The sequence below is a fragment of the Aurantimonas sp. HBX-1 genome (assembly GCF_021391535.1).
GTDB lineage: Bacteria > Pseudomonadota > Alphaproteobacteria > Rhizobiales > Rhizobiaceae > Aurantimonas.
Genome location: NZ_CP090066.1, coordinates 2,790,845 through 2,803,938 on the forward strand (window position 1 = coordinate 2,790,845; position 13,094 = coordinate 2,803,938).

Sequence of the window (13,094 nt, forward strand, 5' to 3'; positions counted from 1 at the left end):
ACAACGAGGAGGATGCAGCCCATGACCCAAGAGCAGCTTGCGGACATCTACCGCGCCTATCTCGCCTGTCTCAACCGCCAGGACTGGAAGGCGCTGGGCGACCATGTCGACGACGCGGTGGAGCACAACGGCCGGCCGCTGGGGCTTGCCGGCTATCGCGACATGCTGGTGCAGGATTTCGCCGCCATTCCGGACCTGCGCTTCGCCGCGGCGATCCTGGTCAGCCAGCCGCCGCGCCTCGCCGCCCGCCTCGCCTTCGACTGTTCCCCGAAAGGCACGTTCCTCGGCCTCGCCGTCAACGGCCGCCGCGTAACCTTCGCCGAGAACGTCTTCTACGAATTTGCCGGTGCGAAGATCGTCTCGGTCTGGTCGGTCATCGACAAGGCGGCGGTCGAGGCCCAGCTCTGACGGCGCCCGTCGGTCGGAAAATGCGCCGCTACAGTTGCGATTCGATCGGCAGGAAGCCGATGACCGCCACCGCCATGCGCCGCCAGACGGTGGTCTCCGGGTCGCGGCGCTCCTCCCGCGCGTCGGGGCCCATCCCGTCCTGCCAGGCCAGCGAGCCGTTCTTCAGCATGACGCGGTAGCTGCTCTGCGGCGCCATCTGCTCCATCACCACCGCCCGCACCGCGCGGGTCAGCGCGGCCTGCCGGAACAGCACCCCCATCTCGGTATTCAGCGACACCGAGCGTGGATCGAAGTTGAACGAGCCGATGAAGCCGGCCTCGCCGTCGACGGTGAAGGCCTTGGTGTGGAGGCTGGCGGTGCGCGAGCCGAACAGCGAGATCTCGTCGCGGCGGCGGCGCGGCCGCAGCTCGAACAGCGCGATGCCGCCCTGCAGCAGCTGGGCGCGGTAGTTGGCGTAGGCGCCGTGCACCGCCGCGACGTCCGTCGCCGCCAGCGAGTTGGTCAGGATGGTGATGTCGACGCCCTTCGCCGCCAGCTCGTGCAGGCGCCGGACCCCCTGGTAGCCCGGGATGAAATAGGGCGAGACGATTTCCAGATGCGAGCGGGCCGACAGCACGACCGGATTGATCTCGTTCCACAGCCAGTTCTTCTGGCCGCGGCTATGAGCCTTTTCCGGCGGGTCGGAGATCACCCGCGCCTCCGCCGTCCAGTGGAACGCCGCGGCGTCGCAGAGCATCGTCTGCGCCGCGCCTTCCCGCTCGAGGCGCTGCATGAACGGTGCGGCACGCGCGCCGGCAGTCAGCCCATCCCAGAGCCTCTGCAGCGTCGACAGGTCGCCGCGGCCGTAGCGGGCCAGCTTGCGGATCGGCAGCACCGCGCTGCTGTTCCAGAAGTCGTCGAAGACGGTCGCCGCCTGGCCGACCACCGGCCCCACCGCCAGCAGGTCCATGTCGCGGAAATTCGCGGTGTCGGAGGCGTCGAAATAGGCGTCGCCGACATTGCGCCCGCCGACGATGGCGACCCGGCCATCGGCGATCCACGCCTTGTTGTGCATGCGCCTTGTGGCGCTGAACGGCCGCAGCAGCGTCTCGACACCGCGGTGCAGCGCGTTCGAGCGGCTCTTGGCGGGGTTGAACAGCCGCACCTCGACATTCGGATGGCGGTCGAGCGCCAGGTAGCTGCGGTCCCTGCCGCGGGTGTTGATGTCGTCGAGCAGCAGCCGCACCCTGACGCCGCGATCGGCCGCGCGGATCAGTTCCCGGGCGAGCAGTCCGCCGGTCAGGTCGTCGAGCCAGTAGTAGTATTGCAGGTCGAGGCTGCGCCCGGCGATGCGGGCGGCGAGCGCCCGGGCGGCGAAGGCCTGAATGCCGCCGGCGATCAGCATCAGGCCGCTCTCGCCCGGATGCTCGCGCAGCATCGCCGCGACATCCCGGTCGAGTTCGGTGGCCGCGTCCTCGGGCGGCAGCGCGAAGGACGGCGTGCCGGGATCGACATGCGCGACGCGGCCGAAGGCGTAGAAGAACACCAGGATGGCGAGGCAGAGAGCGACGGCGCCCCCGGCAATGATGGCGACGAGGCTCATCGGTCGGTCATTCCTGTCGCCCTGCCCTTCTTGCCGCACTGCACGCGGCTGTGAGGGAACATGGGACTCCGGCACACGTTTGAAGGCTTGCAAGGCACGTCGCCTTATAGGAGCAAAGCGGTGGCGCTACCAAATTGGTTGCCTCGCCCGTGGCTGGCCTCTACGCCTTGCCGTCCGAAACCCGCCTGAAACACCCCCCGGAGCCGTGCCGCATGCGCCGAACCAAGCAGGCCCCGACGGACAAGAGCCGGAAGCTCCGGCCCCTGATCGTCTCCACGCTGCGCCAGGAGCGCCAGTCCTTCGTTTCCGAAAGCTGCAAGGGTATCGGCGAGGCGACGACGATCGCCTCCTACAACGTGCACAAATGCGTCGGCGTCGACGGCCGCTTCGATCCGGACCGGACCATTGCGGTCATTCGGGAACTCGATGCCGACCTCGTCGCGCTGCAGGAGGCCGACCAGCGCTTCGGCGAGCGCGCCGGGCTGCTCGACCTGCATTCGCTGGAGCGCCAGACCGGGCTGGTGCCGATCTCGCTGCCGATCTCGCAGGGCGGCCATGGCTGGCACGGCAACGTCCTGCTGATCCGCAGCGGCGCCGTCACCAGCGCCCGCCAGCTGTCGCTGCCGGGGGCCGAACCGCGCGGGGCGCTGGTGGTCGAGCTCGAGCTGGATTGCGGCCCGCTGCGGATCATCGCCGCGCATCTCGGGCTGTTGCGCCGGTCGCGCGCGCTGCAGGCGCATACGCTGCTGCAGGCCGTCGAGCCGGACGACGCCATACCGACGCTGCTGATGGGCGACCTCAACGAGTGGCGGCTCGGCAAACGCTCCTCGCTCGCCGGCCTGGAGCCGCATTTCGGGCCGCTCGACGCCGCGATCCCGAGCTTTCCGTCGCGCTTTCCGCTGTGGGCGCTGGACCGGGTGCTGGCCCGGCCGCACGATCTGATCTCCAGCATCGAGGTCCACAACACGCCCAAGGCGCGGATGGCCTCCGACCATCTGCCGCTGAAGGCGGTGGTGCGGCTCGGCAACCGGTCGGAATCGGCGGCCGCAAGCAGCGCGCTGGCGGCGGTCGCCTAGCGGCGCCGCCGGTCGGCGCGGGTCAGACCGCCAGGTAGCGCGAGAGGATGGCCGGGTCGGCCTCGATGGCGGCGAAGCTGCCGTCGAAGCGCACGGTGCCGGTCTCCAGCAGCACGACGCGGTCGGCGATCGTGCGGGCAAACCCCAGATTCTGCTCGGACAGCAGCACCGCAAGCCCGGCGCGCTTCAGGGCGAGCAGCGCCGCCGCCATCGCCTCGACGATCACCGGGGCGATGCCCTCGGAGGGCTCGTCGAGCAGCAGCATCGACGGGTTGCCCATCAGCGTGCGGGCAAGCGTCAGCATCTGCTGCTCGCCGCCCGAGAGCCGCCCGCCCTTCTGGCTCCGCCGCTCGGCGAGATTGGGAAACAGCGCATAGAGCCGCTCCACCGACCAGGCCTCGGCGCCGCCGGCGGCATCCTTGCGCCCGACCTCGAGATTTTCCGCGACCGTCAGGTCCTTGAAGATCCGCCGTTCCTCCGGCACGTAGCCGAGGCCGAGCCGCGCGGCCCGCCACGGGGCCAGGCCCGTGATGTCCCGGCCGGCGAAGATCACCCGGCCCCGGCGCGGGCGGAGGAGGCCCATCGCCGATTTCAGCGTCGTGGTCTTGCCGGCGCCGTTGCGCCCGACCAGCGCCACGACCTCGCCCCGGCCAACGGACAGCGTCACGCCGTGCAGGATGTGCGCCTCGCCGTAGAAGCTGTCGATCGAATGAAGCTCAAGCATCGGCCTGCCCCGCACCCGTTCCCGGCACCGCGCCGCCGCCGAGATAGACCTCGCGCACCCGTGGATCGGCGCGGATCGCGTCCGCCCCGCCTTCGGCGATCAGCGCGCCGCGGTTCATCACCAGGATCCGGTCGGCATGGGCGAAGACCACGTCCATGTCGTGCTCGGTGAAGAGCACGCTCGGACCGTCCGGGGTGCCGGCGATCTCCCGCACCAGCGCCATCAGCGCCTGGCGCTCGCCGGGCGCCATGCCGGCGGTCGGCTCGTCCATCAGCAAGAGGCGCGGCTTGCCGGAGAGCGCAATGGCGAGTTCCAGCCGCTTCAGGTCGCCATAGGCGAGCTGCGCGGCGGGACGGTCGGCGGCGCCTTCCAGCCCGACCGTCGCCAGCAGCGCGTCGGCGCCCGCCCGGTCGAAGGCGACGGCGCGCGAGAACAGGTCGAAGCCGCGGCGGCGATGCGCGATGAGCGCGGTCTGGACATTCTCGCGCACGGTCATCGAGCCGAAGGTCTGGGTGATCTGGAAGGTGCGGCCGACCCCCTCGCGGGCGATGCGGCGGGCGGGCCAGCCGGTGATGTCCCTGCCGAACAGGCGGATGCTGCCGCGGTCCGGCTTAAGCTGGCCGTTGAGCATGTTGAAGGTCGTCGACTTGCCGGCGCCGTTCGGGCCGATCAGCGCCACCATCTCGCCCGGCTCGACCGCAAACGACAGATCATCGACGGCGACGACACCCTGGAACGCCTTGGCGAGACGGTGGACGGCGAGCACGCTCATGACGGCGCCACCGTCGGGTCCGGGCGCCGGCGCAGCCGGTCGGTCAGCTGGCGGGCGAGCCCGGCAAGGCCCTGCGGCGCGAACAGGCAGACGAGAAGGATGATGCCGCCGAAAATCGAGCGCCAGTGGTCGAGCCGGCTGATCCAGTCCTCGACGCCGGTGAAGACCAGCGCGCCGACGATCGGGCCGGAGAGCGACTGCACCCCGCCGATCAGCACCATCAGGAGCGCGTCGACCGAGCGGGAGACCGACATCTCGTTGGGAAAGATGCTGCCCTTGGAAAAGACGAAGATCGCTCCGGCCAGCGCTGCGAAGGTGCCGGCGAGGACGAACCCGCCGAGCTGCCAGCGCCGCACGTGGATACCCAGCGCCTCGGCCCGCATCGGCGCGTCGCGCGACGCCCGCAGCACGTAGCCGAAGGGCGAATGGGCGATCCGCCGCATCAGCCAGAGTCCGATCGTCACGAGCGCCAGCGCCAGGAGGAAATAGGCCGGCCGCGAGGCGAAGGCGGCGTCCGGCCAGACGCCGAGAATGCCGTCGTCGCCTCCGGTGACGCCGCGCCACTGGATCGCCGTCGACCAGAGGATCTGCGCGCCGGCGAGCGTCAGCATGGCGAGATAGACGCCGGAGAGACGGACGCAGAACCAGCCGAGCAGAAGCGCCCCGACCCCGCCGGCCACGACACCGAGCGCCATCGCCGGCAGCATCGGCAGGCCGAGCGCCGTTGCCGCCAGTGCGGCGCCATAGGCGCCGAGGCCGAAATAGGCGGCATGGCCGAAGGAGATCAGCCCGCCGACGCCCATCAGCAGCTGCAGGCTGGCGGCGAACAAAGCGGCAACCAGGATGTCGGTCGCCAGCACCAGCGCAAAGCCGGTGGTCACCAGCGGCAGCAGCGCCAGCGCGACAACACCGCCCGCAAGGATCAGGCCGTGCACGCGGCCCGGCAGCCGCAGGGTCGCGCCGCGCTCGGAGGCGGCGGGCGCGGCGAGCGCCTGGCTGCCGAACAGGCCGACCGGCCGGATCACCAGCACCGCCGCCATCACCAGGAACGGCAGCACCATCGCCAGCGTCGGGAAGAACAGGACGCCGAAGGCGTTGGCGACGCCGATCAGCACCGCCGCGGCATAGGCGCCGCCGATGCTGCCGAGGCCGCCGACGACGACCACCACGAAGGCCTCGACGACGACGTCGAGATCCATCGTCAGGCTCACCGTCTCGCGCGGGATCTGCAGCCCGCCGGCGAGACCGGCGAGGAAGGCGCCGAGCATGAACACGCCGGTGAACAGCTTCGCCTCGTCGACGCCGAGCGCGCCCGCCATCTCGCGGTCCTCGGTCGCGGCCCGCACCAGGACGCCCCAGCGGGTGCGGTTGAGGGCGAGCCAGACGAGGCCGAGGACGAGCGGACCGGCGGCGATCAGCACCAGGTCATATTGCGGCACCGGCTCGCCGAGGATGCGCACGGCCCCGCCGAGGTCGGGGGCGCGCGGCGCCAAAAGGTCGGTCGGGCCCCAGATGGCCAGCGCCGCGTCCTGGACGATCAGCAGCACGCCGAAGGTCGCGACCAGCTGGTAGAGCTCGGTCGAGGCGTAGAGCCGGCGCAGCACGACGATCTCGACTAGCCCGCCGACCAGCGCCACCGCGAGCGCCGCCAGCAGGATCCCGCCCCAGAAGCCGAGATGCCCGGTCGGCAGGTACGTCACCGCCGAATAGGCGACATAGGCGCCGAGCATGAAGAACGAGCCGTGCGCGAAATTGACGATCCGCGTCACGCCGAAGATCAGCGACAGCCCGACGGCGACGAGGAACAGCGCCGAGGCGTCGGCCAGCCCGGCAAGCAGCTGCGCGAGGAAGAAGCCGAGCGTCGTCATGCCGTCATCGCCGCGTCCGTGGGGCGTGGCGCGGCAGGCCGATCATTCGGTCGGCCGCAGCGCCCTCGCCGCCTCGTCCGACGGCAGATAGTCGGCGCCGTCGGCATAGCGCCAGTCGACCATGATGCCCTTGCCGTCCTCGACGGCGGTCTTGCCGACCCAGGCGCCCATCGTCGACTGGTGGTCGGAGGCCCGGTAGCGGAACGGGCCGGATGGCGCGTCCGCGACCTCGAGGTCCTCGAACGCGTCGACCAGCGCCTCGGCGTCCGTGGAGCCCGCCTTGCGCAGGGCCGCGACGAGCGACAGCATCGAATTGTAGCCGACCAGCGAGCCGGCATAGGGATGCTCGCCATAGGCCGCCTGGTAGGCGTCGGCGAAGGCCTTATGCTCGGGCGTGTCGATGGCGTACCAGGGATAGCCGGTGACGATCCAGCCTTCCGGCGCCTCCGCGCCCAGCGGCTCGAGATATTCCGGCTCGCCCGACAGGAGGCTGACCACGTCGCGGTCCTCGAACAGGCCGCGGATCTCGCCCTCGCGGACGAACTTGGCGAGGTCGGGGCCGAAGGTGACGTTGAAGATCGCGTCGGGCTTCATCGCCTCCAGCGCCCGCACGGTCGGGCCGGCGTCGATCTTGCCCTGCGGCGGCCACTGCTCGCCGACGAACTCGACGTCCGGCTTGCGCTTCAGGAGTTCCGCCTTGAAGGCGGCGACGGCGTCGGTGCCGTAGGCGTAGTTCGGCGCGACGATCGCCCAGCGCGTGGCGTCGAGCTTGGCGGCTTCCTCGGCGAGCATCGCGGCCTGCATCGCCGTCGAGGGGCGGAGGCGGAAGGTGTAGCGGTTGCCGGCCGACCAGACGATGGCGTCGGCCAGCGGTTCGGTGGCGAGATACGGCACCTTGCGCTGCTTGGCGAAATCGGTGAGCGCCAGGCCCACATTGGAGAAGAAGCCGCCCCAGATCACCGCGACGCGGTCGGAGGAGACGAACTCCTCGGCGATGCGGATGGCATCGCCCGGCTGGGCATTGTCGTCGCGGCTGATCACCTCGATTGGCCGGCCGTCGATGCCGCCGGCGGCGTTGATCTGGTCGAGGGCGAGCTGCCAGCCCTTGCGGTAAGGCAAGGTGAAGGCCGGCAGCGCGGTGTAGCTGTTCATCTCGCCGAGCCGGATCGGCTCCTGCGCGGGTGCCGCCGCCGGCAGCCATGCCAGCATGGCCGCCGCGCCCGCCATAATGATGCTGCGTCTGGTGGTCATGGCTCTCTCCCCGTCGCGGAATGCTGCCCTGCGTCATGGCGCAGTTGCGCGTGTCCCGCAAGCCGAACGCGCCGCCGCAGCGACGAGGCGCCGAAGGGCCGGCGTCAGCCCGGCGCATGCTCCGGCCGTTAACCATCGCTTAACCGATCGCCGCTTACATCGTCTTCTAACCGAAAATTAACCGAGATGACCAAGAGCTTAACCGATACCCGCCCGATACGCCTGAAGGGTCGCTCGTTCCTGGCCCTCGTCCTGTCGCCCGAGCTGCCCTTCGACGGCTGGCTGGCGCGGCTCGACGACCTGGCTTCGCGTTCCACCGGCTTCTTCCTCGGCCGCCCGATCGTCCTCGACGTCGAGGGCCTGGAGATCAGCCAGGAGCAGCTGAAGGAGCTGATCGGCGAACTCGGCGAGCGCAGCGTCCGTATCATGGGCATCGAGGGCGCCCGCTCGTCGCTGCTCGGCATCGGCATGCCGCCGGCGATGAAGGGCGGACGGCCCGCCGCCGATTTCGAGGCGCCCGCCGCCGAAGCCGACGCCGCGACGGCCCCGAAGGCCGGCAAGGCCGGCGCCGCCGCTCCGGCCAAGGCGGCGACCCCGCCCGAGCCACAGGTGCAGCGGCTCGCCGCCTCGATCATCGTCACCCAGCCGGTGCGTTCCGGCCAGTCGATCATCTTCCCGGAAGGCGACGTGACGATCCTCGGCTCGGTCGCGTCCGGCGCCGAAGTCGTCGCCGGCGGCTCGATCCACATCTACGGCGCGCTCCGCGGGCGGGCGATGGCCGGTTCGGTCGGCAATGCCGACGCCCGCATTTTCTGCCGCAAGCTCGAGGCCGAGCTGCTGGCGATCGACGGTCTCTACAAGATGGTCGACGACATGGACGCCAAGCTGAGGGGGCAGGCCGTCCAGGTCTGGCTCGAAGGCGATACGATCAAGGCCGAGACCGTCGCCTGAAGGCGCGGTCGGTATGCAGGAGAACAAGATGGCAAAAGTAATCGTCGTGACATCGGGCAAGGGAGGCGTCGGCAAGACCACGTCGACCGCCGCGCTCGGGGCGGCACTGGCGCAGCGCGGCGAGAAGACGGTGGTCGTCGATTTCGACGTCGGCCTGCGCAATCTCGACCTGGTGATGGGCGCCGAGCGCCGCGTCGTCTACGACCTGATCAACGTCGTCCAGGGCGACGCCAAGCTGCCCCAGGCGCTGATCCGCGACAAGCGGCTGGAGACGCTGTTCCTGCTGCCGGCCTCGCAGACCCGCGACAAGGACAACCTCACCTCCGAGGGCGTCGAGCGGGTGATGAACGAGCTGAAGAACAGCTTCGACTGGATCATCTGCGACAGCCCGGCCGGCATCGAGCGCGGCGCCACGCTGGCGATGCGTCACGCCGACATCGCGGTCGTCGTCACCAACCCGGAAGTCTCCTCGGTGCGCGATTCCGACCGCATCATCGGCCTGCTCGATTCCAAGACGGCGAAGGCCGAGCGCGGCGAGCGGATGGAGAAGCACCTGCTGCTCACCCGCTATGATCCCGCCCGCGCCGAGCGCGGCGACATGCTGAAGGTCGACGACGTGCTCGAGATCCTGTCGATCCCGCTGCTCGGCATCATCCCGGAGAGCATGGACGTGCTGCGCGCCTCCAATCTCGGCACGCCGGTGACGCTCAGCGACGGCAACAGCGCCCCGGCGCTGGCCTACAAGGATGCCGCCCGGCGCCTCGCCGGCGAGCAGGTTCCGATGACCATCCCCGGCGAGAAGCGGGGGATCTTCGGCAAGATCTTCGGGCGGAGGGCCGCATGAATCTCTTCAGCTTCTTCAGCAAGCAGACCTCGGCGCCGATGGCGCGCGAGCGCCTGCAGGTGCTGCTGGCGCACGAACGCGCGACGGTCGGCCATTCCGACCTCGTCGGGCTGCTGCGCGAGGAGATCCTCGCCGTCATCGCCAAGCACGTCCAGGTCGACCGCGAGAAGGTGATCGTCAAGATGGATCGCGGGGAACAGGTCTCGACCCTCGAGGTCGACATCGAGATCCCCGTGACCGCGAGTGTGCGGGCGGCCTGACGGCGTCCGTTCAATGCGCCTTCGTGCCGCCGCCGACGCGGCGCGGAGGCGCCGACAGACAAGGAGATCGATCATGAGCCGAGCCACGCTCCTCGAGCGGCTGCAGGAGCTGCAGCGCCTGCCGAAGTTCCAGAACCGCGACATCAAGTCGATCAGCGCCATCCTCTCCAACGAGGCGCTCGCCAAGCATATCGAAGCCTGCGAGCAGGCCGCGGCGCGCTGACGCCGGACACAGCACAGACACGGCGGCCCGGGCGTTCCTCGTCCGGGCCGCCTGGCGTTCAGGCGCGGCTCGGCTGCGGCGAAATGACTTGCGTCGCAGGCCGCGATCGCTACTCTGGACGGCGGCCGCCGGCGATCCTGCCGGCCGGTCCAAGGACGGTTCCCCGGCTGCCACGTAGCCGGGGCGAAGAGGGAATGCGACGGGCCGACCCAATCAGGGGGTCCATATCGCAGCCGACCCCGCGACTGTAGAGCGGCGAGGTCTTCACCGCCGGCCGTGCCAGCTGACTGGCACGCTCGGAAAGCCACTGGCGCCTCGGCGCCGGGAAGGCGAGGTGTCGACCGACGACCCGCGAGCCAGGAGACCTGCCGACCTTGCACGCCGTCGCATTTCCGCGACCGTCACGAGGGTTGATATGACGACCGCTACCCACAGCATTGCACAGCTCGAACCCGCCACCCGGATCGCCGCGGGCCTTGCCGCGCTCGTTCTCGGCGCGTTCTTCGTCTTCGGCGTGGGCTTCGCCCATTCCGCGGCCATGCACGACACCGCGCATGACGTGCGCCATGCCTACGGATTTCCCTGCCACTAGAGCCACCGAGGTCGACCCGGCGCTTCCCGCGGTCCGTCCGCCCGAAGCGTCCTCGCTCCCATTGTCTCCATTGACCCGCCCGGCGCTGCCGGTGCGGGAAGGAAATCCGCTATGATCATGCGATTCTTCCTGGCCGCCCTCGCGGCCGGCCTTCTCGTCGGCGTCGTCATGACGCCCATCCAGTATCTCGGCGTCGTGCCGCTGATCGTGCACGCCGAAAGCTATGAAGACGGGGCCGGAGGGCATGACCATGCCCACACGACCGGTCTGATCGCCCCGGCACAGGCGCAGGAGCGCGGCGCCGCATCCGGGCTTTCGGGCGGCAAAATCATCCTCGCCCACAGCGTGGCCGCTTCGGGCGGCGAGGACGAGGCGGGCGCGGCCCTGTTCGAGAGCCGGCTCGCCGGCACGCTGGCGGCCAACGTCGTCACCGGCGCCGGCTTCGCCCTGATGCTGGGCGCCGCCAGCCTGCTGGTCCGGCGAAGCATCACCGCGTCGAACGGCGCTCTCTGGGGCCTCGCCGGCTTCGCCGTCGTGGCGCTGGCGCCAGCCCTCGGCCTGCCGCCGGAACTGCCGGCCATGCCGGCCGCCGACCTCTTCCAGCGCCAGATCTGGTGGGCCGCCACGGTGCTGCTCGCCGCCGGGGCGCTGTACCTCCTGGTGTTCCGCCGCGAGGTGGCCGCGCGGGTGACGGCCGTCGCCATGCTGGCGGTGCCGCATCTGATCGGCGCGCCGCATCCCGCCGACCTGTCGAGCCCGGTGCCGCCGACGCTGGCGGCCGAGTTCGCGGTCGCGTCGCTGGCCACCGCCGCGGTGTTCTGGGTGCTGCTCGGCCTCGGGGTCGGCACGGCGCTGGACCGGTCGGGGGCCCGCGCGGCGTGACCGCCCGGCTCGGCGAGGGCGTCACGCTGGTGTTGGGCGGTGCCCGCTCCGGCAAGAGCGCCTATGCCGAACGACTGATCGAATCGAGCGGCCGGACGCCCGTCTACATCGCCACGGGACGGGCCTTCGACGGCGAGATGGAAACGAGGATCGCGGCGCATCGTGCGCGCCGCGGCCTGCAATGGCGCACCGTCGAGGCGCCACTGGCCCTTTGCCAGACGCTGCGCGACGAGGCCGGGCCGCAGGGCGCCGTCCTCGTCGACTGCCTGACGCTGTGGCTGACCAATCTGATGCTGGAGGGCCGGTCGGTGACGCAGGAGTGCGACGCGCTGGTTTCGGATCTGGCCTCGGTGACGGGGCCGGTGGTGCTCGTCTCCAACGAGGTCGGCCTCGGCATCGTCCCCGACAACCGGATGGCGCGCGAGTTCCGCGACCATGCCGGCCGCTTGCACCAGGCGGTCGCGGCGATGGCGACGACGGTCGTCTTCGTCGCCGCCGGCCTGCCACTCACCATGAAGGGCTGACCGCGGCGCATCGCGCCGGTCCGCCGCCACAGGAGACGACAATGCAGAGCCAGAAAATTCCCGCCACCGTGATCACCGGCTTCCTCGGCGCCGGCAAGACCACGCTGATCCGCAACCTCCTGCAGAATGCCGGCGGCCGCAGGATCGCGCTGATCATCAACGAGTTCGGCGATCTCGGCGTCGACGGCGACATCCTCACCGGCTGCGGCATCGAGACCTGCACCGAGGACGACGTCATCGAGCTGACCAACGGCTGCATCTGCTGCACCGTCGCCGACGACTTCATCCCGACCATGACGAAGCTGCTCGCAAGAGACCGGCTGCCCGACCACATCGTCATCGAGACCTCGGGCCTCGCTTTGCCGCAGCCGCTGGTCGCCGCGTTCAACTGGCCGGAAGTGAAGACCCGGGTCACCGTCGATGGTGTCGTCACGGTGATCGACACCGCCGCCGTCGCGGCGGGCCGCTTCGCCGACGACGAGGCCAAGGTCGCCGCCGCCCGCGCCGCCGATACCAGCCTCGACCACGACAACCCGCTGGAGGAGCTGTTCGAGGACCAGATCCGCGCCGCCGACCTGATCGTCCTCAACAAGGCCGATCTCGTCGACGCCGAAACGCTGGAACGGGTGCGGGCCGAGATCGCCGCGCAGACGGCCGCCGGCGTCAAGATCGTCAGCGCCGAGGCCGGCCGCCTGCCGGCCGACGTGCTGCTCGGCATCGCCGCCGGCACCGAGGATTTGATCGCCGACCGCAAGTCGCACCACGAGATCGAGCACGAGGCGGACGGCGCCGAGCACGACCACGACGAGTTCGAGAGCTTCGTCGTCGACGCCGGCGGCATTGCCGACCCGAAGGCCTTCGCCGACGGGCTCGCCGGGCTGATCGCCGCGCACGACATATTGCGCGTCAAGGGCTTCGCCGAGGTGCCGGGCAAGGCCATGCGGCTCGTCGTCCAGGCGGTCGGCCAGCGGATCGAGACCTATTTCGACCGGCCGTGGAAGTTCGGCGAGACCCGCGCCACGCGGCTCGTCGTCATCGGCCTGCATGACGGGCTCGACGAGGCGACCTGTGAGACGATCACGGCGGCGATCCGCGGCCTGACCGACGACGCGGCGCGGGACGCCGCCGAGTAGGAGC

General features: G+C 70.4%; 15 protein-coding genes and 1 riboswitch. Of the genes, 10 read left to right on the forward strand and 5 right to left on the reverse strand.

Annotated features, from left to right (window positions below):
- Positions 1-21 precede the first annotated feature (21 nt).
- Positions 22-408, forward strand: coding sequence for an ester cyclase (locus tag LXB15_RS13260; protein ID WP_233948904.1), 387 nt, complete (start codon positions 22-24; stop codon positions 406-408).
- Positions 409-436: 28 nt separating this feature from the next.
- Here LXB15_RS13260 and LXB15_RS13265 read toward each other — a convergent pair whose 3' ends face one another.
- Positions 437-1,990, reverse strand: coding sequence for a phospholipase D family protein (locus LXB15_RS13265; RefSeq protein WP_233948905.1), 1,554 nt, complete (start codon positions 1,988-1,990; stop codon positions 437-439).
- Between the two features lie 212 nt (positions 1,991-2,202).
- On the opposite strand from LXB15_RS13265, the gene LXB15_RS13270 reads away from it, so the two are divergent.
- Entirely contained in the window at positions 2,203-3,066 is an 864-nt protein-coding gene (locus LXB15_RS13270; RefSeq protein ID WP_233948906.1) for an endonuclease/exonuclease/phosphatase family protein, read from the forward strand.
- 22 nt (positions 3,067-3,088) lie between these two features.
- Here the strand turns inward: LXB15_RS13270 and LXB15_RS13275 are convergent, their stop codons facing one another.
- Genes LXB15_RS13275 through LXB15_RS13290 form a run of 4 tightly spaced genes read right to left on the reverse strand, consistent with a single transcriptional unit; the run spans position 3,089 to position 7,681 of the window.
- Positions 3,089-3,790 carry an ABC transporter ATP-binding protein gene (locus LXB15_RS13275; RefSeq protein WP_233948907.1) on the reverse strand — a complete coding sequence of 234 codons (702 nt, stop codon included), beginning with the start codon at positions 3,788-3,790 and terminating at the stop codon, positions 3,089-3,091.
- On the reverse strand, positions 3,783-4,562 hold the full coding sequence (locus tag LXB15_RS13280; protein WP_233948908.1) for an ABC transporter ATP-binding protein: 780 nt from the start codon (positions 4,560-4,562) through the stop codon (positions 3,783-3,785). The genes LXB15_RS13275 and LXB15_RS13280 overlap by 8 nt, the downstream gene beginning before the upstream one ends.
- Positions 4,559-6,430 (reverse strand): ABC transporter permease, encoded by a 1,872-nt coding sequence (locus tag LXB15_RS13285; RefSeq protein ID WP_233948909.1) that lies wholly within the window; start codon positions 6,428-6,430, stop codon positions 4,559-4,561. Before LXB15_RS13285 ends, LXB15_RS13280 begins: the two co-directional genes overlap by 4 nt.
- Positions 6,431-6,472: 42 nt before the next feature.
- On the reverse strand, positions 6,473-7,681 hold the full coding sequence (locus LXB15_RS13290) for an ABC transporter substrate-binding protein (RefSeq protein WP_370640103.1): 1,209 nt from the start codon (positions 7,679-7,681) through the stop codon (positions 6,473-6,475).
- Positions 7,682-7,867: 186 nt separating this feature from the next.
- Here LXB15_RS13290 and minC point away from each other — a divergent pair, with 186 nt between their 5' ends.
- From minC to cobW, 8 genes are all read left to right on the forward strand, one after another.
- Positions 7,868-8,632 (forward strand): septum site-determining protein MinC, encoded by a 765-nt coding sequence (gene minC / locus LXB15_RS13295; protein ID WP_233948910.1) that lies wholly within the window; start codon positions 7,868-7,870, stop codon positions 8,630-8,632.
- Between the two features lie 28 nt (positions 8,633-8,660).
- Entirely contained in the window at positions 8,661-9,476 is an 816-nt protein-coding gene (gene minD / locus LXB15_RS13300; RefSeq protein ID WP_233948911.1) for a septum site-determining protein MinD, read from the forward strand.
- Positions 9,473-9,736 (forward strand): cell division topological specificity factor MinE, encoded by a 264-nt coding sequence (minE, locus tag LXB15_RS13305; protein ID WP_183209739.1) that lies wholly within the window; start codon positions 9,473-9,475, stop codon positions 9,734-9,736. Before minD ends, minE begins: the two co-directional genes overlap by 4 nt.
- Before the next feature lie 73 nt (positions 9,737-9,809).
- Entirely contained in the window at positions 9,810-9,959 is a 150-nt protein-coding gene (locus tag LXB15_RS13310) for a hypothetical protein (RefSeq protein ID WP_233948912.1), read from the forward strand.
- Between the two features lie 139 nt (positions 9,960-10,098).
- Positions 10,099-10,347: riboswitch (cobalamin riboswitch) on the forward strand.
- 27 nt (positions 10,348-10,374) lie between these two features.
- Positions 10,375-10,551, forward strand: coding sequence for a CbtB-domain containing protein (locus tag LXB15_RS13315; protein WP_233948913.1), 177 nt, complete (start codon positions 10,375-10,377; stop codon positions 10,549-10,551).
- 111 nt (positions 10,552-10,662) lie between these two features.
- Positions 10,663-11,433, forward strand: coding sequence for a CbtA family protein (locus LXB15_RS13320; protein WP_233948914.1), 771 nt, complete (start codon positions 10,663-10,665; stop codon positions 11,431-11,433).
- On the forward strand, positions 11,430-11,957 hold the full coding sequence (gene cobU, locus LXB15_RS13325) for a bifunctional adenosylcobinamide kinase/adenosylcobinamide-phosphate guanylyltransferase (RefSeq protein WP_233948915.1): 528 nt from the start codon (positions 11,430-11,432) through the stop codon (positions 11,955-11,957). The genes LXB15_RS13320 and cobU overlap by 4 nt, the downstream gene beginning before the upstream one ends.
- Before the next feature lie 41 nt (positions 11,958-11,998).
- A complete protein-coding gene (cobW, locus tag LXB15_RS13330; RefSeq protein WP_233948916.1) occupies positions 11,999-13,090 on the forward strand; it encodes a cobalamin biosynthesis protein CobW in 1,092 nt (363 codons plus the stop codon).
- Positions 13,091-13,094 lie beyond the last annotated feature (4 nt).